The sequence below is a fragment of the Alkalihalophilus lindianensis genome (assembly GCF_032843265.1).
GTDB lineage: Bacteria > Bacillota > Bacilli > Bacillales > Bacillaceae_D > Alkalihalophilus > Alkalihalophilus lindianensis.
On record NZ_JAWJBA010000004.1, the window covers coordinates 374,786 to 394,621 of the forward strand.

Consider the following 19,836-nt stretch of genomic DNA (forward strand, 5'->3'; position numbering starts at 1 on the left):
AAAAGGAAATTAATGTTAAACTAAAGGAGCAGGATTGTTTAATAAGATAATGATTTCTTAGAAAGCTAAATAGGCAAAAAGGGGAGATATCTTGGCAATCGGCTCTATTATCATGTTCATTACTTGACATAAACGGTACCAATGGTTTTAAATAATAAAAAAAGACCAATTGTTCTTTTTTAAAAAGGAGGTTAGAAAAGATGAATAAAGGGGAGCGAACGAAAAAATTTATTATTGAGCAATCATCGTCTTTATTCAACACAAATGGTTATAAATCCACTTCTATCTCTGAAATAATGAAGGCCACAGGATTAAAAAAAGGAGGTATATTTTATCATTTTGATAGTAAGGAGGATTTGGCCAAAGCTTCGTTTTCATACTCGTTAATCACACTAAAAGAAAACTATTTACAAGCTATCAAATCCAAGGAAAATGCAAACGAGCAATTTCAAGCTTTTACTGATATTTTTATGACTTTGTTCCACAATGACATCTTAGTAGGTGGATGTCCTTTAATGAATGCGGCCATTGAAGCAGATGATTCAAAAATTTTGATTGAAGATTCAATTAAGGAAGGTTTTGCAGGCTTAATCAAGATGATTAAAGCCATAATTGAGTTTGGAAAAAGTCAAAATGAAATTGACAAACATGTTGATTCTGAACAGATGGCGGTGTTCATTATTTCTTCCATGGAAGGTGCATTGGCCCTCAGCAGATTGTATAAGGATAAGCGATATTTAGACATGGTCATCATTCAGATAAAAGCCATTCTTTTCTAATTCTTTTATTTATTATTTTTTTGAATAAAAAAAGACCGTTCGGTCTTTTAATGGGGGGATTTATATTCTAGCACATAAAAGATGGCCTATGTGGACTCAGCTTATGTCGGGTTTCTTATTGGTTATTTCGACTACTGGCTTTGCAAGATTGGCTTATGGTGTGTTAATGCCTTTTATGCAAGCCGACTTAAATATGAACTACACACAAGCAGGATTATTAGCAACAACGATCTCGCTTGGGTTTCTGGCAATTTCTCCTGTAGCTGGTGTTTTAGCTCTGAAGTTTGGAATGAAAAAAGTCATAATGGCAGGTGGCTTTCTCGTCACTGGTAGCTTCATTTTACTTTCATTCTCGAATTCCTTTTATCTATACACACTTATCATGTTTTTTTGTGGGGCAGGAAGTGCTTTTGTATTTTCCCCGATTATGTCTTTACTAGTGATCCAATTCCAAAAGGAAAAAGGATTAGTGCTTGGGGTTTTATTGAGCGGGGTGGGTTCAGGGATGCTTCTTAGTGGTCTAATGACCACCTATTTAATTCAGTACTTTCCAGTATGGGAATGGAGGGCTATTTGGATAATTTTTGCCATTATCTCTATTATAGTCACATTTCTCTCATGGATCGTATTGAAAGAACCAGGAAACAGAGCGTCCAACAAAGATGATAGGAATCTAAGAGTCGCTCATGTCTACAAAAATCAAAAAATCGTTAGGGTGGGTATCATTTACTTTTTAGTTGGAGTGGCTTATCTCATCCCAATCCTTTTTCAAACATCTTTTATGATACACTCCGGGATCAGTGAAAAAGTGGCCGGAAGTCTATTTTCAATATCTGGATTATTTACTATTATTGGTGGTCCAATTTGGGGAATGGTTTCAGATAAAGTAGGGAGAAAAAAATCTCTACTCGTTGCCTTGGCTTTTTGCGTCATGGGAGGGATAATTCCAGTCGTCAATGATCACATAATTAGTTTTATAGCTTCTGCTATTTTATTTGGTTTTTCCATAGGGGGTCTAATGGTCCTCGTCCAAGCCATGGCAGCAGAACGCTCTCTTCCTTATCTAGTACCGGCCGTCTTGGGCTTTGTAACCATTTTCTTTGCAACGGGTCAATTACTTGGCCCCTTTCTGGCAGGAGCAATTATTGAGCAGTTAGGGGGAGTTCGAGAGGCGTATGTCTTTGCCGTATTCATATTTGTTACTGCCCTTATTATCACTTCCTTTGTAAGTGAGAAGGAGAAGGTTGTACTTGAACCATAAAACACACATAGTAAAGGGAGATGAATGATGGAGAATACGATTAAACTAAATGCTAACAAGGAAATTTCAGTCCCACCTGTGGCAAAATTAATTGGATTTGAGCCAGTAGAAGTTAAGAATGGAGAGACCGTATTCACATTAAAGACAAAGGAAGCGCATTTCAATCCGATGGGAACCGTACATGGAGGTATTCTATGTGATTTGGCAGATGCAGCAATGGGAGTTGCATATGCTACATTGTTGAATGAGCATGAAACGTTCACAACAGTCGAATTGAAAATCAACTACTTAAAACCCATATGGAAGACGACCTTAAAAGCCCGTGCTGTTGTAGTAAAAAAAGGAAGTTCCATCGGTCTTATTGATTGCTCTATTTATGATGAAAATATGTCATTAGTTGCAAAAGCAAGTTCTACTTGTATGACTTTAAAAGGGAAAAATGCAAAGAACAGATAATCTTTATCTTTATTTTAGGAGGGATTTCAATGACTCGTAGAGTTGTGATAACTGGATATGGTACCGTTTCATGTTTAGGTAGTGATGTAGAAACTTTATGGAATAATATAAAGGCTTCAAAATCAGGAATTAAAAAGGTTGAATTTGAGGGCTATGAAGGTATTAATTCTAAAATAGGTGGTTATGTCGAAGGATTTTTTCCCGAAAATTATTTTGATAAAAAAGAGCTAGGAAAGTATGACAAATTTGTACAATATGCATATGCCGCATCAAAACAAGCATTGGATCAATCAAAATTAACAATTGGTGATTTCGATGCGAATCGATTTGGAGTTTTCATTGGTTCGGGTATTGGTGGTATTGACACTGTACTAGAGAATCATAAAACACTTCTAGAAAAAGGACCAAGAAAAGTTTCTCCTTTTATGGTACCTATGATGATTAGTAATATGGCGGTTGGAATCATTTCAATAAAAACAGGATTCAAAGGAGCTAGTTTTGCTCCTGTTTCTGCATGTGCAACTGGAAATCATGCAATTGGAGAGGCGTTTTTGAACATACGTCACGGTTATTCAGATGCCATTTTAGCAGGTGGAGCAGAAGCACCAATTAATCCTTTAGCCTATTCAGGTTTTTCAAGAATGCAAGCAATGTCAACAAATAATGTTTTTCCGACAGCAGCTAGTAGACCTTTTGATAAAAATCGTGATGGTTTCGTAATGTCTGAAGGAGCTGGAATTTTACTACTTGAAGAATATGAGCATGCAAAAAATAGAGGGGCAACTATTCTTGGAGAAATTATCGGATATGGGTCAACAACTGATGCTTTTCATATTACTTCACCAGATTTTCAGGGAGCATTTAGAGCAATGAATCTTGCAATAGAAATGGCTAAAATTAATCCTGCTGATGTTGATTATATAAATGCTCATGGGACCAGCACTCCAGAAGGCGACAAATCAGAAACGAAAGCAATTAAGAGTGTATTTGGTGATCATGCATATAATCTAAAGGTTAGTTCCACAAAATCAATGACAGGTCATCTATTTGGTGCTGCTGGTGGGGTGGAAGGAATCATTACTATAAAAAGTATCTTGGAAAATATTGCACCTCCTACAATTAATTATGAACATTTCGATGAAGAATGTGATTTAGATTATGTACCAAACCACTCAGTTGAATGTGAGATAAATTATGCCATTTCAAATGGTTTTGGTTTTGGCGGACATAATGCCGTGTTGGTATTTAAAAAGTTTTCGATATAGGTAAGACTGAAGTAAAAGGACTAATTGAAAGGTTAAATATTATTTTATCGTTTAAATCCTAACTATCTCGATGTTTTAGTAAAATAACTGAAGCCATTTTTGCAGCTCCTTCATATTTTTCCATATGCCACAATCGGGCGCTATTCTTGAATAAGGGTAGTGCTCATTTTTCTTTTAAGGGCCATTTAATGGAATAAGACTCATGAACAAAACTGGATATTTATGTAATTTCGGAGTGGGATTGTGAAAAAATACACTTAAACTAAAGGAGCAGAAGAGTTTAAAAAGAATTAATGAAATTTCATAAGACATTACAAATAAATATGCGGAGGAAAATAAAAATGAAATTTTATATTGCATCTAGTTTAAATAATATTGAAATTGTTAGAAACGTAGCTGGTCAATTTAAACAGAAAGGTTTTATTCATACGAGTTTTGTTACAATGACTTCAATTATTCACTATATATGCTTATTGTTTGAGGGGCATTTTCTCCTCTTTTTTTTGTAGGAATAAATGAATTTAATTACTTATACGAATTAAACCTAAAGGGTTGATGTTAACACTTAACATTACTGGTTTTTATTTTTGAAACCGTTGATTACAGCCATCGAATTGAGCCAGTTCGGACATCAAGAGAGCTACCAAAAGGTAGTGGCATGAAACAGACTATTCTTTAATGCCATGGTTGTAGTTGGATATGTAAGGTTGATGCCCGGGTGGAGGGTCCCGAATTGTAGAGGAACAAGAAGTCAGGGACTATATCTATCAATACTTGAAATCAGCCACTATAACCATCATTAAATAACGGGTGCGATAGTAAAATTAAGAGAGGACCTATGAAAATAGAAGAAAAAAATGACTTAGTTATTATTGATGACTTTGACTTTGAAGGTTTTATCGATAAAGAACAAGGTTGTTCTATTTGTAAATTCAACTTAGTTTACTATGAAGATTTTGATGCTTATTTTCTTTACCAATCGTTCTCAATATGTTATATTTTCGATGGGAGGAGGAAAATAGAATGGCAAGAAGCAAAGAATTCGAAGAGAACGTAGTATTAGACAAGGCGATGAAGCTCTTTTGGGCACAAGGTTATGAGAAGACATCCTTGACCGATCTGGTCGAGCATATGGGAATCCATCGCAGAAGTTTATATGACACATTTGGCGACAAACATACGCTGTTTTTGAAAGCTATGGATCGATTTCGCGATAAAGTCAGAGCTGAGCTTATGGGAGAAGTTAAACGCTCCAAAACTGCAGCGGAGGCTCTTCACTTTATTTTTAGTTTCATGATATATGGTGAAGAGAGCTCGCCTTCAGGCTGTTTAATGGTAAATTCGGCGGTGGAATTGGCAATGCGCGATGCCGACGTGGATTCAAAGTCCACTGAATCGTTCACACTATCAGAGCAGCTACTCAAGGATATTATTCTGTGGGGGCAGGAGGAGGGAGAATTTACCTCAGATTACGATGGCGGCGAACTGGCGGAACATCTGCATACTGTATGTGTTGGGTTAAGGGTAATGACAAGAACCTCCATTCCAAAAGAAAAACTAAACGGTATAGCCAATTTATCCATAAAACTTTTAGATAAATAATTATTTTATTCTTAGAATAATAGTTCCTATATGAGTAAGTCTGAGCTGTAGTAAAGCTTACTCCTAAGAAGATATCATTGCTTATGGATTTTTTAGAATGATCGTTCTCGTATATGAATCTTTCCTTGCTTAAGCTTTCTCCATGAAGGGATCATATTTTTGTGCTTTTTAGAATGGTCGTTCTCGTATATAAATCTTGCCTTACTTAAAGCTCTCTCCATAAAGGGATTTTGTGCTTTTTAGAATGACCATTCCCATATAGTGAGACTCGCCTATGTCCAAAACGTTTCCTTAAGGAAATCATTACTTGCGTAGTTTTAAGGAGGAAGACATTTTGTTGTACCAAAATTAAATAATAAAAGGAGCACATAAAAATGAAAATTTCTGAACAAGTCGCATTTGTCACCGGCGCGAACCGAGGTTTTGGACGCCATTTAGCACTTGAACTTCTATCCAGAGGGGCTAAGGTTTATGCTGGTGCAAGAAATCCGGAGTCCATTGACATTCCCGGTGTAATTCCTGTAAAGCTTGATATTACCAACCCTCAAGAGGTAGCTGCAGCCGCTATGGTAGCTAAGGATGTTACGCTTTTGATCAACAATGCAGGATCGTCTACAGGTGCTTCTTTGATTGACGGTGATCTCGATAAAATACATTTGGAGTTTAATACGCATTTCTTTGGCACACTTTCCATGGTTCGTACTTTTGCACCGATTCTATCAAATAATGGGGGAGGATCGATTCTGAATATTCTTTCCGCATTATCTTGGGTTAGTTCGGGATCTGTTGGCGCTTATACGGCTGCAAAGGCGGCAGAGTGGGCATTGACGAACGACCTACGTTTAAATCTCTATCCTCAAAATGTGAGAGTAGCTGGATTACATGTAGGCTTCATGGAGACAGACATGACGTCGAGCTTAGAAGTTCCCAAATCCAACCCTGAGGATATCGCAAAAATTGCTATTGATGGATTAGAATCCGACAGCTTTGAAATTGTTGCTGATGACGTGAGCCGAAAGATCCAAAGAGATTTTGCCGGTGGTGTATCTGCGATATACTCACATCTCTCCTAATACAAATTACTAATTCAGTGATTTGTCCAAGATTTCAAACAAAAGGTAAAAGGACACGTTCCACAATGAGCTGACGTTGTTACCGTAGGAACTTGGTTAATCTCAAACCCTGATTTGGTGGGACGTTTAAAAGTTGGCGCACTATTGAACGAACCTGACCGAAATACAATGTATGCTGGCGGGGCGGAAGGATATATCGATTATCCTTCTATGAAACAATAACTGGCATATAAACAGCAGGAATGATTAATGAAACTTTCCCATATCTATTCAAGTTTTGGGGGAGTTTCATAATGTTTGCGTTTAAAGAGAATGATGAAGTTTCAGGATATCTTGTTTTTACAATAAAATCAGGAATTTACTAGTAATTAATGTAGAGAGGCAGGTGTTTTGGCGTGAGAGCATTTGTAATAGAAGGATATAAAAAAGATCCTATTTTTATTGAACGACCAATGCCCAGAATAAGAGATAATGAGGTGTTAGTGGAAATACATGCAGCGAGTATAAACCCCCTTGATGCAAAAATACGTAAAGGCGAATTAAAACTTTTGTTGCCATACGACATGCCTTTAACATTAGGGAACGATTTTAGTGGAACCATTATCGAAGTTGGTAAAGGGGTAACCAAATTTAATGTGGGTGATGAAGTTTACGGTCGTCCTCGTTCAGAAAAGATGGGTACATTTACAGAATATCTATCTGTTCATGAAGCAGATATTGCTTTAAAACCTAAAAACCTTAGTTTTGAAGAAGCAGCTTCTATCCCTTTAGTTGGATTAACTTCATACCAAGCACTTCACGATATATTGAGTGTGAAAAACGGTCAAAAAGTTCTCATTCATGCTGGCTCAGGCGGCGTAGGAACTTTTGCTATACAACTAGCAAAAGAAATGGGAGCGTATGTTGCAACAACTTCTAGCGAAGGAATTGAATTAACCAAATCACTTGGAGCAGATAAAATTATTAATTATAAATCTGTGAATTTCGAAGACGTCATAAAAGATTATGACGCAGTAATTGATAGTGTTGGAGGTGAAACATTAGAGAAGTCATTTTTGACAGTAAAAAAAGGGGGTAAAATTGTTTCTATCGCTGGAACTCCGAATGGTCGTTTCGCAAAAGAAATGGGACTTGGTCTAATTAAGAAAATAATTCTCTCATTAGCCAGTTCAAAAATAACTGGATTGGAAAAAAAGTATGATATAAAATACACCTTTCTTTTTATGAAACATAGTGGGCAACAGTTAGATATTTTATCAGAACTTTTAGAAGCAGGAACAGTGAAACCAACAATTGACCGAGTGTTTCCTTTTGAAGAAGCTAAACATGCTTTAGCGTATACAGAGACAGGTAAAGCTAAAGGGAAAGTAATTCTTAAGTTAAGGTGATACTGAGTGTCTGAATGAGCACTAGCACTATAAAAAAGTTACCTTACTAATACAAATGTTCTTAAACTAACGGGTTAGCATTCCTTTAACAAGGGATGCTTTTTCTTTGTCAAATAAAAGGAAATTAATGTTAAACTAAAGGGCAGGTTAGTTAAATAAGAAAATGCTATAAAATCAATTTAATACTTGATACAAACTAACTCTGTCGTGAGTAAAAGGAGGCGAAAAATTTGTTGCCGAAAGAACATCCAGAATACATTTTTCGTATTGATACACAACCACAGTTTGCTAATGATTTAAATAATGTAGATGTTTCTTCTCCTGAATTGTTCATTGGAGGAAAAACAAAGAATATTGAAATGTTGAAATCATTTTCAAACTTAAATAAATTATGGATTCATACAGTAAACCAAGCAGAATTCAATGCTATATTAAGTATTGTTAATCCCAACATGCTTTATATTTATGAATTGAGAGTTAATGATTTATCGATACTTAGTTCACTCACGAATGTTGAAATACTGGCACTTGAGTGGAACACAAAAGCTAATAATTTGTGGGATTTATCTAACAATATTTCTTTAAAATATTTATCAATAAAAGACTTTTCTAAGTTAAATGATATTAGTCCTTTACAAAACAACAAAAGGTTGGAGATATTAGAATTGTCAGGTGGCGAAACAAATCAATTAAAATTAGATAATCTTGAATCCTTAAGAACTCTTAGAAATTTAAAATATCTAGGCTTATCAAATATTAAAGTTCAAGATGAATCTTTAGAGCCAATTTCGGATTTAAAAGAACTTCAAGAATTAGCTATCTCAAATCAATTTCCAACCGAAGAATATGCAAGATTGTCAGTAAAACTACCTAATACTAAGTGCAAATATTTTCAACCATTTATATATCTATTAAGTTCCATAGGTGATGAAGATGTGATGGTTGTTGGTAAGCGAAAACCCTTTTAAATTCGAAAGTTCATGAAAAGAGGTTACAAAAATATGAAGAGCAATTCAAAGCATTTCAAAGAAATTATAAATAGCTAACGGGCAGAAGAATTGATGAAAAATTCTTCTTAAAAGAAAAAAGGAGAGGAAATATGAACCAAAATAAGTCTTACCTAATAGGTTCTTTCTTAATTTTGTCAGGTACAATTTTGTTGGGTATTATGCACTTAGCTATTGCAATGTACATTCCTAGTATGACAGGTTGGGCTAGTCCTCCTGGAAAACTTGCTACTGTGCTTAATGGAATTATGGGATGGGTTCCATATATTTTTAGTATTGTTCAAATTGTAATTGGTACAACATTGGTTTGGAATTCACTCAAAAAAGCATAAACAAAGTTAGTAATTCATTATTGTGCTAACGGGTGCGAGAATTTAAAGAGCAACACTACCCAAGTGCTGCTCTTTTGTCATACTTAAAAGTATTTTCTATATAAGTCTTGTCTAAGTCGTCCACTCAGTTGGGCATAGATCCGTGTCGTCTCCGTTTTTTAATGGCCGAGTAAACTCTGTATGACATCAATAGGGGCTCCATTGTTTAATAAATGAGTGGCATAACTGTGTCTAAGCTGATGAGGGTGTATGGTTTTATTAATGCCTGCACGGCTTGAAATACGTTTTATGATATACCTCATTTGAGCGATGCTCATTCGATGAGGTGAACGATCTGTAACAAATATCGCGGGATCATTATCTTGACGGATTTGATGTACCGTTTTAACCAGATGTTACATTTGATATTAAAGTACACCTCACGTTCTTTATCGCCTTTTCCTCTAACAATAGCGGAACGATTAGACCAGTTAATACAATTCTTGTCCAGAGAGACAATTTCACCAATACGGCAGCCAGTTGAGAACATAAACTCAAACAGTGCTTTCTCCATTGGCATTTTACAAGCTTCCCTAAGATGTTCAATCTCTCTTTCTGTAAGGAACTTGGGTATTCGTTTCCCGACTTTTGGTTCCTTAATCTTATAAGCTGGGTTTGAGGGAATGTGTCCCTCTTCATGTGACCACCGAAACAAGGATCGCATGAACCGAATGCGATGGGCTAAGCTAGACGGTTTTAAATGTTCGCTTGGTTCAGCTAAATACTCCTTTAATTGATTTGTAGACAATGATTCAATCGCCACATCAGTAAAATAGCGGATAAGAAGGCATGATTGAAGCCGGTAAGCTTTTATCGTTTGAGAAGAGAAACCTTCAATTCGTTTATCAGATTCATAGGTTTTCCACGCTTGTGATAAGAGCATCTTAACCCCTCCTGTATAAGTCTTTACAGGAATTATTAACGTTTTTGTTTCAAAGAATACAATAAACAATGTAGTCATACAAAAGGAAATTAATGTTAGACTGAAGGGGTAGGTTAACACATAACGGACGTCCCTTTAATCAAGAGAACGTCCAAAGTTGTAATTTAATTGAGATATGTGATGAAGTATTTCATTATTTACTTGCTCTGGGTGGTCAAGGTTCGTGGCGTGATGTGCATTTTTGATATAGGTTAAACTAGCATTAGGAATGAGGTCAGCCATGACTCTTTGTTGCCTCTCCGTCATTGTGTCATGGTCACCTTGAAGTATTAAGGTAGGGCAGGAGATTTTACGAAGATCATCTCGACTTTCCATTCGAGAAACGGCATTCCAAATGCGTATCCACTGATGAAGAGGTATTGATCCAACTACTTCTTTTATATATCTTTTATTATCGGGATTGAATTTCGAAAGCGTTGTTGCCTGAATAGAAGCCAATACATTCATAGGTATAAATAAACTGGACCACCTGTTAATAGGAACGATTACCTTCTCTAACCAATTATATCTGTTAGTAAAAGGGGTTCCGATTAATATGAGTGATTTCACATAATGAGGATATCTAATAGCGGTTTGTAGAGAGATATGCCCTCCCATTGATAAACCACAAAGATGTGCTTCTTTAATATTTAAATGATCTAGCAGACCAATTAAATCCTTACTAAATGATTCAGAGTCGACTCTTCCTTTTGGTAAGGTCGACTGTCCATGCCCACGTACGTCCCATATAATCGTCTTAAACTGCTTTGACAATTCCTCAATCTGAGGCTGCCATTGTTTATGATCCCAAGAAGCCCCGTGTGTAAACACAATGGCTTCCCCAGAACCTTTTACTTCGTAATATAATTCTACATCGTTGTTTTTAAAACTAGGCATTGCTCTTCACCTCATAAATTGATATATCTTATTGATGGCTTATCGAAGGAAAATAGGAGGTAGCAGTAGTATAATCTGTTTTCTCACTTCTTTAATTTGTATGTAGGTCTCGTTTTGATTTAAAAAGGATACTAGGTTTCAACGTCCTATCTAATAACCTTGTAAACAAGGCGATAAGTGGACCAACACAAACAACCATGAGAAGAGTGCCAAACCCTAAAACCCCTCCTAAAAGCATACCAAAAACTAATACAATACAATCTAATGTTATTTTACTTGTCTTAAAACTCTTATTAATTATTCTTTGTGTGGAAAAGATTAAATCATCGACTGGACTACGAGGCAGAGCCGTTGATAAGTAGAAGGCTAGACCTAAACAAAATATCATTAAACCTATTGGAAGTTATACCCAACTAGAGTAAGTCGAAAGACCGCTCATGAATAAATTGGATATATCAATAGATACACCCATAAAGAATGATGTAACCATTCCTAAAATATCTGGAATTTTCCGTTGTATAATTGAATTTATGATCACAAAGAAGATCCCAGAGTATATATAAAAACTACCTAATGTTATGCCGAGCGAAGTAGATATGGCGATGTTAAAAAGTCCCCACGGGTCTAAACCTACGTTTGCGATAATTAATAGATTAATCCCCACTCCCACTAACACGATACCAATAATGTAAGATGTTAAGCGTCCAACCAAGTATCCCACCTTCAATTCATTTAATTTTAAAAATGTTTTGATTGTGTATTAATTACGTTCTCTGTTTGTTCTCATAACTTATAATAGGTGTTTTGTTTCCTTATAGTTATATATAACCATTTATTTTGGCTATTCATTATTCTAAACCGAAATTTACTAAAATGTTAGTGAATTAAAATTAGTTTTCTATTATATAAGTAAACTAATTTTATGATTTAGTTATTATTTGGTATATTTTATGTATTAAATATAAGACTTTAGGCGGTGTTTTCTATGTTTGTAGTTGAAATAAGTGATAAATGTTATTTGAAATTATTAGAGCCAAGGGATGCTGAATCGTTGTATTCTCTAATAAATTCATCAAGAGATCATTTAAGAAGGTGGCTTCCATGGTTAGATAGCAATACCACTTTAAAAGATAGTGAATCTTTTATTCATTATTCTTTAGAGCAATTTAGTAACAATAATGGGTTTCAAGCAGGTATCTGGTATGAAGAAAATCTAGTTGGCTTAGTAGGAATTAATAGTATTATGTGGAATCATAAAACAGCCTCTTTAGGTTATTGGTTAGGTGAGAATTATGAAGGAAAAGGCTTAGTGACTTCAGCATGTTCGAAAATAATTGATTATATATTTACGGATTTAGCTCTTAATCGTATAGAAATTCGAGTGGCAGAAGGTAATGCGAAAAGTAAAGCAATTCCAGAAAGGTTGGGGTTCGAATTAGAAGGGTTATCAAGAGAAAGTGAATGGTTATATGACCACTATGAAGATACTTTAATATATGGTTTATTATCGAAAGATTACAAAAAAACAAAATGTTATAACAGCCTAACATAACTCCTATTTAAAAGGGACCTATCGACTGCAATTTAATTAATAAGTGCAATCGTTTTCTTTGAAGAAACAATTTTTTAATCCATAGAGAAGAGGGAGTTATATGATTACATTAAATCCAATTGGTATTGCTTATAATGAAAGAGAAACCATTGAGGATGATTACTGGGGAGAAGTAATTAGTAAGATTGTATTAGGCAGTACTTTCCCAGAGGAAGCTTTTAATGAGATTGATTCTTTTTCACACGTAGAAATTATCTTTTACTTACATAAAGTAGAGAAAGACAAAATAGTTTTAGGTGCAAGACACCCTAGGAATGATACATCTTTACCTAAAGTGGGAATCTTTTCTCAGCGTGGGAAAAACCGCCCCAATCAGTTAGGACTTACAACTGTAAAGGTACTGAAAAAAGAAGGAAGAGAGTTAACGGTTTCAGGCCTTGATTGTATAAATGAAACGCCAATCCTAGATATCAAGCCAGTGATGCAAGAGTTTCTTCCTAGAGAGGAAATTTCTCAGCCAGAGTGGACAAATGACATCATGAAGAATTATTGGAGTTGCTGATGATCCTGCCAACAAACTGCGTTGAGAGCAATGCTATGAAAAGCTAGCTCCTTTTTGTTTCCCTTTGTCGTCCTCAAACAGTAATAATTCGAGACCAATCGTATTGAGAACCAAACCTTTAATTGGTTATGCTCTTTTTTTTACTAAAGGGTGCATTCCCTTAACAAGAACTGCTTTTTCTATATCAATAAAAAGGAAATTAATGTTAAGTGGTTCTTCTCAAAGAAAGATGCGGAATTTTATCCTTTTGAAGTGACTATTGAGGAGATGGGTGCATTTTCATTTAACAAGCAAGGTAATAAAGTTTCAATGCATTAAACCAGTATTAACATTCTACAACCTATGGAGTACATTTTTGCAACAACAGCAGGAACGCTTTTTCACTAAGATCAGGTTAAAATTAATATAGTATAATTTTGTATAAGAGGATTAAAATGATGTTCCGGGGGAGGAGAAATCATTATGGTCACATCCAATAAATCAATATTAGAATTATTCCAATTTGATAAATGTGATGTTCCAAAATTAATCGAGCTTTCTGCATCAGTTGGATGGGATTATGATGAAAAAGAAATTGGAACTGTTCTGTCATCCGGTAAAATATTCGGACATAAAAATGCCGAGGGGGAAATTGTGTCTAGTTCCGCAATCATTCCTTATGATACTTCTTTAGCTTCAATTGGTATGGTTATAGTTAATAAAAATTTTAGAGGTATGGGGTTAGGCAAAAAGGTTACTAAGGAATGTATCGAAAGTGTTTCTAAGGAAACGTCCATTATGTTGATTGCGACAGAAGAAGGAACACCCTTATATGAGAAAATGGGTTTTCATACCGTTGGTTTTGTTCATAAATATCTGTGTGATAATTATCAAATTGATACGGCCCCACTAATTAACAGTCATATAAGCATTGAAGAGTTCAGTGAAATTGATTTTGAAAAATTACTTAAGCTTGATGAGGGTGCTTTTGGAGATAAAAGAACTCACTTTCTAAGAAATAGAATAAAACAATCAGAAAAATGCCTGGTTGTAAAAGATAAAATTGGAACAATAGTTGGATATGGACTTTCCATTTTAGGCCCGATTAATCTCATATTAGGTCCAATTGTAGCACCAGATTTTCAAAGCGCTTCGGTTCTAATAGATAAATTATCTTCAAAACATCAAGGGAAATTAAGAATTGATGTCCCATCAGGTAATATTGAGTTTATGGTGTTTTTGGAGAAAAAAGGATTTGTTAATGTAAGTCAACCTCCGATAATGGTAATCAATTCTGTCAATATGCCTTCTAGAAACAATACATTATTCGGGATTGCAGCACAAATTTTTGGGTAGATTGTGAATAAATGTACTTAAACTAAACCAGCTAATAGTTTGTCAACATTTTTCAATGAGGGATTATATTTGATAGGAGTTCTTACTTCCTATACTAAGTATAAGAAGGAGTTAAAACAATCAAACAACAATGAAAGCGGAACTTTTCAATAATTGTTAAATAATTTTTTTAAGCTAACGGGAGCTTTTCTGTAATAAACAGAGAAGCCTTTTTTGTGAACATATAAAAGGGAATTAATGTTAAAATTGAAGTGACGATATTCAAGTAAAGGCAGTAGAGTTGAACAAATTCTTTGGGAGGTTTTTATGAACTTAGAAACTTGGATTGTGATATTAATTCCTCTTATTGTTAGTATTGTAGTCTGTTGTATTATTAATGTTAAAGTGAAAAACAAAAAGAAATTCCTACTTATATATTCACTTTGTGGGATTTCATATGTACTGATTTATGCTGCTTATCTACATATTACAGATAGACTTATTTATTGGTAAAGCTGAATAAAATAATAATGGGTATGTAAAACAATTAAGTTTTGTTTTCTACTATGAAGTAAAGTTGAAATTCAACTAAAGGGTGGCATTCCTTCAATAAGGGAAGCTTTTTCTTTGTTAAATAAAAGGGAATTAATGTTAAGTTAATGAAACAGGATTATGCGAGAAGGAAGATATTTAATCTACATTGTCAGATAAAGTGATTTCGATTAAAAGGTGAGGTGGTGGCCGGTGAATTTTGGAGCGTGGATTTTTTTCATGGTTGTAGTAATAGGGTTAATATTGGCTGTTAAAAACAAAAGGATTACAAAATTGGATATGTCGATATTCATTGTTATTACCCTTGTGTATTACTCAATTGCTTATATGTTTGACAATGAAATGCTGAGTCCTTTTATCTTCAAAGAGGATAGTTTCACAATTAGTTTAGTAGGTGTTATCTTGATATTTGGCACTTATCTTCTCTTTATATATGTAATCAATAAATTCAAGGAAATTCGTGGTTGATATTACAGTAACGGGTAGCGATTGCTCAATAAAGGGTAATCGCTTCTTCTTGTTGAAGTAACGAGCAGAATAGTACAATGAGAAAATATGGGTTCCTTTGGTATTATAAGTAATAATTATAAATATAGGGGTGGGGAACGTGAAAGAAATTTTAGTTAAGACTGCTTTTTATTCCATTATTTTTTGTTTTTTATTATTATGGTTTTTCACAGATCGAACGATTATGACAACAGATGTAAATGGTTATTATTCAAGTATGCAAAGGTCGTATCAAGAATATTTCACTATACTTTTTACTTATTCTTTTGGAGTTACAAGCATTATAGTATTGACTGTTTATTACATAAAAAAAAGAAAAGGCACGCCTGATCAGGAAATATATAACAAATCTTAGCGCAATTATTTTAAGCTAATGGGTAGCGATAGCTGAATAAAGGTATCGTCTTTTTATTATTGAAGTAACGGAGCAGGATTGTTCAAAAAAGAAGTCGGTTATTTTCTAATTTCTATGATATGAAATGGGTTGAAAGGAGGAGGGGAGCAATGTCTGAAATAACATTTTTAGCGTCATCAAAACCTTTTATAATACCAGAGGAAATTCAAGAATATAATAATCGGACTTATTTTGAAAGAATGGAAGATTGGATAAGTTTAGGGGTCAGTGAAGTAGATACTTGTGGATGGAGAGAATTTACGGCAAGTGGATACCGTGTATACTCGGACACTCATCTTGTCTATTTTTTATGCATTAAATCCTTATCCGATGGTTTTGGAATGGATATAGCAGTGAAGGTTATGCAAAACATTAGGCATAAGAAAATCGATGAAGCGCTTTGGATTCTTAACGACGAGCTGATTCGTAGAGGAGAGGAAAAGAAGTTCGTGATGGAAGCCGTCGAACTCATTGCATACTCGGAGAAAAAATCTTGTCTCTGGTCGCTAGGGAAAGCCGCAGAAAGAATGAACGTTTCCCGAACAGCCATCAGGTACTGGGATAAAGAAGGGTACATACGGGCTTTCCGGGATCCGGAAAGCGGCTATCGTAATTTTGACCGTCTTCAATTGGCCAAAATCAGTCTCCTTAAAGCGATGAACCATCGATTTTATACGGATGAAAATGCACGGATGAAGGACAGGTTCGAGGGAGCTGAGGGAACAGCCGAATGCCAAAAACTTGCCGAGGAGGTTCTAACCCTGCTAGGTACCCGAAATAGAAGACAGCTAAAAGCGATGGCCGCCGTAGAAAAACTTTTGGAGATAATTGAATATGAATAAGTAGATCGCATTGCTCCTAATGAGACAACTTCGTTCAAAGTGAGCGTCTTTTCATATTTGACTTTATACTGTGTAATAATTATCTTCATTATTAGGTCACTTTCTGAAAGAGTGTACTTAAAAGAAAGGAAGGGGGAATTAACCTTTCCATAAATCTCACTTAACTATCTATAAGTAACTTTAATTTTATTTATATATACGAAACTATTATAATTAATACATACAATTTTTTATACAATTATTAGTTATTAAAGTCCCCCAGTTCCATACTTCCTCATCATGTAAACATCTCATTACCTGTAAGCCTAGAGTTAAAGAGTCATTTATAAAAAGGAGAGGATTTATTTGTCGCAAAAAACATTAAAAAACGGAAAAAAGAAAGCGTTTGCACTTTTAGAGAATCATAAGAAACGGTTCCGGAAACGGATTGAAAAGGTGACAGATAATATTTACTGTGCTGTTGGCTACGGATTAGGTAACTCGACGTTAATTGTCACGAGTGAAGGAAATATTATCGTAGATACAACCGAAAGCATAGACGTGGCAGCTGAAATTAGGGAAGAGTTTGATAAAATTTCCCCACTGCCGACAGCGGCCATCATCTATACTCATGGGCATGCAGACCATGTGAACGGTGCATCGGTTTTTATGGATGAGGAGACGGAAATCTATTCGAATGAGAAGACCGTTCAGTTTTTTGATACGCAGTTTAATCAGCTGAAAAATATCCTGGATATGCGTGGGGCAAGACAGTTTGGAGTCTTTTTGCCACCTGATGAGATCCCTTGCAGTGGACTAGGTCCGTCTTTGCGGTTTAATCGCAACAATCAAAAGTTACTTTTCCCAACGAAGGTGTTCAAAGGTTCAATGGCATTAACGATTGGAGATGTGAATTTACAGCTGGTTTCTGCTCCTGGAGAGACAGATGATCAAATTTATATTTGGATTCCTAATCAAAAAGTGTTGCTTGGTGCAGATAACTATTATCCTGCGTTTCCGAACCTTTATACGATCAGAGGAACGACGCCACGTCCAGTCTTACAATGGGTTCATTCATTAGATCGAATGCGAGATCTTCATGCAGAATATTTGGTTCTTGGCCATACTGAACCGGTCTTTGGTTCTAGCCGTATTCATGAACTATTAACAATGTATCGAGATGCGATTCAGTTCATTCATGACAGCACGGTTCGTGGAATGAATCAAGGGAAGACGCCTGACCAACTTGTCGAAGAAATTACGCTTCCAAGGCATTTACTAGAGTGCGAGGAGCTTCGAGAGCTTTATGGAAGTGTGGCTCAATCTGTTCGTGCAATTTATGATGGATACTTAGGCTGGTTTGATGGAAATGCGACGAACTTGGAACGGTTATCTTCTAGAGATTATGCTGAGAAAATTTCACGTTTAGCCGGGGGGACAGACCAATTAGTTGAAGAGGCGAAGAAAGCGCTAGAGCAGGAAGATTTTCAATGGGCTGCAGAGCTCTCCGATATGATCATGTCACTAGAACCTAACATGGACGAGGCGAGGAAGGTTAAAATCAAAGCCTTAACGGAACTAGGGTTGAGGTCGTATAATTCCAATAATCGTTCGTATTATCTCTCGCAGGCAAGAGAGTTAGAAGCGCAGCAACCACGGAAAAAGCCGTTACAAGCTAGAGCAGCTTATGCGCATGCGATGCCATTAGGTCGTTTCTTTTCCAATATGGCAATCTTACTGAAGCCGGAGCGTTGCCTTGATCAAATGTATTCTGTCACTGTTCGTATTACAGATCAGATCGAACATTTTCAGATTACGATTCGTAAGGGTGTTGCTGAAATTCGTAAAAATAGTACAGTGGATTCAGTGCTCTTGGTTGAGACTGATGAGAAAGTATGGAAAGAACTCGTTATAGGTGCTAAAGAGTGTGAGGAAGCGGTTCAAGCGGGGGAACTTCAATATGAAGGAGACTATGTTCTTTTGAAACAATTTTTTGCTCTTTTTCAGTAATGCCTTTAGATGAGTATACAAACAAAAAGATGATCAGGTGATGCTGGTCATCTTTTTTATCTTGTGCCCGTTATGCCATTTTTTCTTCTATATGTTGAAAGGGCTTTCCCTTAGATGTATGATTCTAGTAAGAGAATTCAAGGAGGATTTGCCATGAATATTGAACAACTGGAATATATCATCAAGGTCGCTGAGAAACGATCGATTTCGAATGCATCAAAAAGCCTCCATATCTCGCAAGCTGGCATCAGCATGGCGATTACGAACTTAGAAAAAGAATTAGGGATTAAAATATTTAAGCGTTCACGAATGGGGACGATCCCGACAGAAGAGGGAAAGGAAATCATTCAGAAAGCGTATGAGGTTTTGAGTAAGTTAGAAGAAATAAAAGATAAAGCGCAAATGCATTCAGATATTATAGAGCAGGAATTGCGACTATCTTCCACTCAAGGGTTATTTCTAACGATTTTACCGAAATCATTGGCTTTCTTTAAGAAAAAATGCCCGAATGTCAACATCATAATGGAAGAAAAGGGTGGACATGAAGTTATTAATGATGTCCTAAATCAGAAAATTGATATCGGCTTATTGAATATCCCTTTGAACAAGCCCGAAGAAGATGAGCTAGAGTTTCAAACATTGATGGAAGGGAAGATTATCGTTTCTGTTAGTAAGAACTCTCCTTTGGCTAGCCGAAAAAGCATTACCCCGAAAGAACTGATAGGTCAAAGTTTAGTCATCTATAACGGACCACAAATGCGTTCATTTATCAAAGACTTTTTTGAACAGCATGGAGAGATGAAAATATTGTTTTATACTAATAATACGGAAATTATGAAGAAGTCAGTGGCTGAAGGGTTGGCCATCTCATTTTACTATGATGTTGGTATTAACAGTGATCCGTATTATTTAAGTGGCGAGCTTGTGCCGATCCCATTAGTGAATTTTGATAAAAGTTCATTGGAATTTGGATGGGTTCGCTCGAAAAAGCAGCGTTCTTCAAAAGCGGCAAGAGAGTTTATTAAGTGTCTTGAATTCTATACGTCTACGTTGAAATATTAGTTCTTTATCTTTTTGATAGGGAATTTTTTTGTTGATTATAT

At 35.6% G+C, this 19,836-nt stretch carries 18 protein-coding genes and 2 pseudogenes; 17 read left to right on the forward strand and 3 right to left on the reverse strand.

What is annotated here, in order from left to right; translation table 11 throughout:
* The first annotated feature begins 200 nt into the window (after positions 1 to 200).
* The 10 genes from RYX56_RS14465 to RYX56_RS14510 all read left to right on the forward strand — a co-directional run bounded on the left by RYX56_RS14465 (position 201) and on the right by RYX56_RS14510 (position 9,163).
* Positions 201 to 779 carry a TetR/AcrR family transcriptional regulator gene (locus RYX56_RS14465; RefSeq protein WP_317122742.1) on the forward strand — a complete coding sequence of 193 codons (579 nt, stop codon included), beginning with the start codon at positions 201 to 203 and terminating at the stop codon, positions 777 to 779.
* Positions 780 to 882: 103 nt separating this feature from the next.
* On the forward strand, positions 883 to 2,040 hold the full coding sequence (locus tag RYX56_RS14470; RefSeq protein ID WP_317122743.1) for an MFS transporter: 1,158 nt from the start codon (positions 883 to 885) through the stop codon (positions 2,038 to 2,040).
* A gap of 24 nt (positions 2,041 to 2,064) precedes the next feature.
* Positions 2,065 to 2,496 (forward strand): PaaI family thioesterase, encoded by a 432-nt coding sequence (locus tag RYX56_RS14475; protein ID WP_317122744.1) that lies wholly within the window; start codon positions 2,065 to 2,067, stop codon positions 2,494 to 2,496.
* A 29-nt stretch (positions 2,497 to 2,525) separates the two neighbouring features.
* Positions 2,526 to 3,761, forward strand: coding sequence for a beta-ketoacyl-ACP synthase II (gene fabF / locus RYX56_RS14480; RefSeq protein WP_317122745.1), 1,236 nt, complete (start codon positions 2,526 to 2,528; stop codon positions 3,759 to 3,761).
* A gap of 838 nt (positions 3,762 to 4,599) precedes the next feature.
* Positions 4,600 to 4,818, forward strand: a complete 219-nt coding sequence (locus RYX56_RS14485) for a hypothetical protein (RefSeq protein WP_317122746.1) — start codon at positions 4,600 to 4,602, stop codon at positions 4,816 to 4,818.
* Positions 4,785 to 5,363, forward strand: coding sequence for a TetR/AcrR family transcriptional regulator (locus tag RYX56_RS14490; RefSeq protein WP_317122747.1), 579 nt, complete (start codon positions 4,785 to 4,787; stop codon positions 5,361 to 5,363). Before RYX56_RS14485 ends, RYX56_RS14490 begins: the two co-directional genes overlap by 34 nt.
* Before the next feature lie 374 nt (positions 5,364 to 5,737).
* Positions 5,738 to 6,436, forward strand: coding sequence for an SDR family oxidoreductase (locus RYX56_RS14495; protein WP_317122748.1), 699 nt, complete (start codon positions 5,738 to 5,740; stop codon positions 6,434 to 6,436).
* A gap of 395 nt (positions 6,437 to 6,831) precedes the next feature.
* Positions 6,832 to 7,824 carry an NADP-dependent oxidoreductase gene (locus RYX56_RS14500; RefSeq protein WP_317122749.1) on the forward strand — a complete coding sequence of 331 codons (993 nt, stop codon included), beginning with the start codon at positions 6,832 to 6,834 and terminating at the stop codon, positions 7,822 to 7,824.
* 230 nt (positions 7,825 to 8,054) lie between these two features.
* A complete protein-coding gene (locus RYX56_RS14505; protein WP_317122750.1) occupies positions 8,055 to 8,792 on the forward strand; it encodes a leucine-rich repeat domain-containing protein in 738 nt (245 codons plus the stop codon).
* Positions 8,793 to 8,923: 131 nt separating this feature from the next.
* The gene (locus RYX56_RS14510; RefSeq protein WP_317122751.1) at positions 8,924 to 9,163 is read left to right on the forward strand and encodes a hypothetical protein; all 240 of its coding nucleotides are present in this window, start codon (positions 8,924 to 8,926) and stop codon (positions 9,161 to 9,163) included.
* Between the two features lie 83 nt (positions 9,164 to 9,246).
* Here the strand turns inward: RYX56_RS14510 and RYX56_RS14515 are convergent.
* The 3 genes and pseudogenes from RYX56_RS14515 to RYX56_RS26545 all read right to left on the reverse strand — a co-directional run bounded on the left by RYX56_RS14515 (position 9,247) and on the right by RYX56_RS26545 (position 11,742).
* A pseudogene (locus RYX56_RS14515) lies at positions 9,247 to 10,085 on the reverse strand (tyrosine-type recombinase/integrase).
* A 135-nt stretch (positions 10,086 to 10,220) separates the two neighbouring features.
* Positions 10,221 to 11,021, reverse strand: coding sequence for an alpha/beta fold hydrolase (locus RYX56_RS14520; RefSeq protein WP_317122752.1), 801 nt, complete (start codon positions 11,019 to 11,021; stop codon positions 10,221 to 10,223).
* Between the two features lie 91 nt (positions 11,022 to 11,112).
* Positions 11,113 to 11,742: pseudogene (locus RYX56_RS26545) on the reverse strand (YczE/YyaS/YitT family protein).
* A 264-nt stretch (positions 11,743 to 12,006) separates the two neighbouring features.
* On the opposite strand from RYX56_RS26545, the gene RYX56_RS14530 reads away from it, so the two are divergent.
* From RYX56_RS14530 to RYX56_RS14560, 7 genes are all read left to right on the forward strand, one after another.
* Positions 12,007 to 12,573, forward strand: coding sequence for a GNAT family N-acetyltransferase (locus tag RYX56_RS14530; RefSeq protein ID WP_317122754.1), 567 nt, complete (start codon positions 12,007 to 12,009; stop codon positions 12,571 to 12,573).
* A gap of 100 nt (positions 12,574 to 12,673) precedes the next feature.
* Positions 12,674 to 13,135, forward strand: a complete 462-nt coding sequence (locus RYX56_RS14535) for an SAM-dependent methyltransferase (protein ID WP_317122755.1) — start codon at positions 12,674 to 12,676, stop codon at positions 13,133 to 13,135.
* Between the two features lie 462 nt (positions 13,136 to 13,597).
* A complete protein-coding gene (locus tag RYX56_RS14540) occupies positions 13,598 to 14,470 on the forward strand; it encodes a GNAT family N-acetyltransferase (protein ID WP_317122756.1) in 873 nt (290 codons plus the stop codon).
* 1,138 nt (positions 14,471 to 15,608) lie between these two features.
* Complete coding sequence (locus RYX56_RS14545; protein WP_317122757.1) at positions 15,609 to 15,863, forward strand: hypothetical protein; 255 nt, start codon at positions 15,609 to 15,611, stop codon at positions 15,861 to 15,863.
* Positions 15,864 to 16,012: 149 nt separating this feature from the next.
* Positions 16,013 to 16,744 carry a MerR family transcriptional regulator gene (locus tag RYX56_RS14550; RefSeq protein ID WP_317122758.1) on the forward strand — a complete coding sequence of 244 codons (732 nt, stop codon included), beginning with the start codon at positions 16,013 to 16,015 and terminating at the stop codon, positions 16,742 to 16,744.
* Between the two features lie 345 nt (positions 16,745 to 17,089).
* Positions 17,090 to 18,733, forward strand: coding sequence for an alkyl sulfatase dimerization domain-containing protein (locus RYX56_RS14555; protein ID WP_317122759.1), 1,644 nt, complete (start codon positions 17,090 to 17,092; stop codon positions 18,731 to 18,733).
* Between the two features lie 153 nt (positions 18,734 to 18,886).
* The gene (locus tag RYX56_RS14560) at positions 18,887 to 19,795 is read left to right on the forward strand and encodes a LysR family transcriptional regulator (RefSeq protein WP_317122760.1); all 909 of its coding nucleotides are present in this window, start codon (positions 18,887 to 18,889) and stop codon (positions 19,793 to 19,795) included.
* Positions 19,796 to 19,836 lie beyond the last annotated feature (41 nt).

What these genes read in the sequence shown, in the direction of transcription:
- RYX56_RS14465 (WP_317122742.1), top strand. Translation starts at nt 201, where the DNA reads ATGAATAAAGGGGAGCGAACGAAAAAATTTATTATTGAGCAATCATCG.
- RYX56_RS14470 (WP_317122743.1), top strand. Translation starts at nt 883, where the DNA reads ATGTCGGGTTTCTTATTGGTTATTTCGACTACTGGCTTTGCAAGATTG.
- RYX56_RS14475 (WP_317122744.1), top strand. Translation starts at nt 2,065, where the DNA reads ATGATGGAGAATACGATTAAACTAAATGCTAACAAGGAAATTTCAGTC.
- fabF (WP_317122745.1), top strand. Translation starts at nt 2,526, where the DNA reads ATGACTCGTAGAGTTGTGATAACTGGATATGGTACCGTTTCATGTTTA.
- RYX56_RS14485 (WP_317122746.1), top strand. Translation starts at nt 4,600, where the DNA reads ATGAAAATAGAAGAAAAAAATGACTTAGTTATTATTGATGACTTTGAC.
- RYX56_RS14490 (WP_317122747.1), top strand. Translation starts at nt 4,785, where the DNA reads ATGGCAAGAAGCAAAGAATTCGAAGAGAACGTAGTATTAGACAAGGCG.
- RYX56_RS14495 (WP_317122748.1), top strand. Translation starts at nt 5,738, where the DNA reads ATGAAAATTTCTGAACAAGTCGCATTTGTCACCGGCGCGAACCGAGGT.
- RYX56_RS14510 (WP_317122751.1), top strand. Translation starts at nt 8,924, where the DNA reads ATGAACCAAAATAAGTCTTACCTAATAGGTTCTTTCTTAATTTTGTCA.
- RYX56_RS14520 (WP_317122752.1), bottom strand. Translation starts at nt 11,021, where the DNA reads ATGCCTAGTTTTAAAAACAACGATGTAGAATTATATTACGAAGTAAAA.
- RYX56_RS14530 (WP_317122754.1), top strand. Translation starts at nt 12,007, where the DNA reads ATGTTTGTAGTTGAAATAAGTGATAAATGTTATTTGAAATTATTAGAG.
- RYX56_RS14535 (WP_317122755.1), top strand. Translation starts at nt 12,674, where the DNA reads ATGATTACATTAAATCCAATTGGTATTGCTTATAATGAAAGAGAAACC.
- RYX56_RS14540 (WP_317122756.1), top strand. Translation starts at nt 13,598, where the DNA reads ATGGTCACATCCAATAAATCAATATTAGAATTATTCCAATTTGATAAA.
- RYX56_RS14550 (WP_317122758.1), top strand. Translation starts at nt 16,013, where the DNA reads ATGTCTGAAATAACATTTTTAGCGTCATCAAAACCTTTTATAATACCA.
- RYX56_RS14560 (WP_317122760.1), top strand. Translation starts at nt 18,887, where the DNA reads ATGAATATTGAACAACTGGAATATATCATCAAGGTCGCTGAGAAACGA.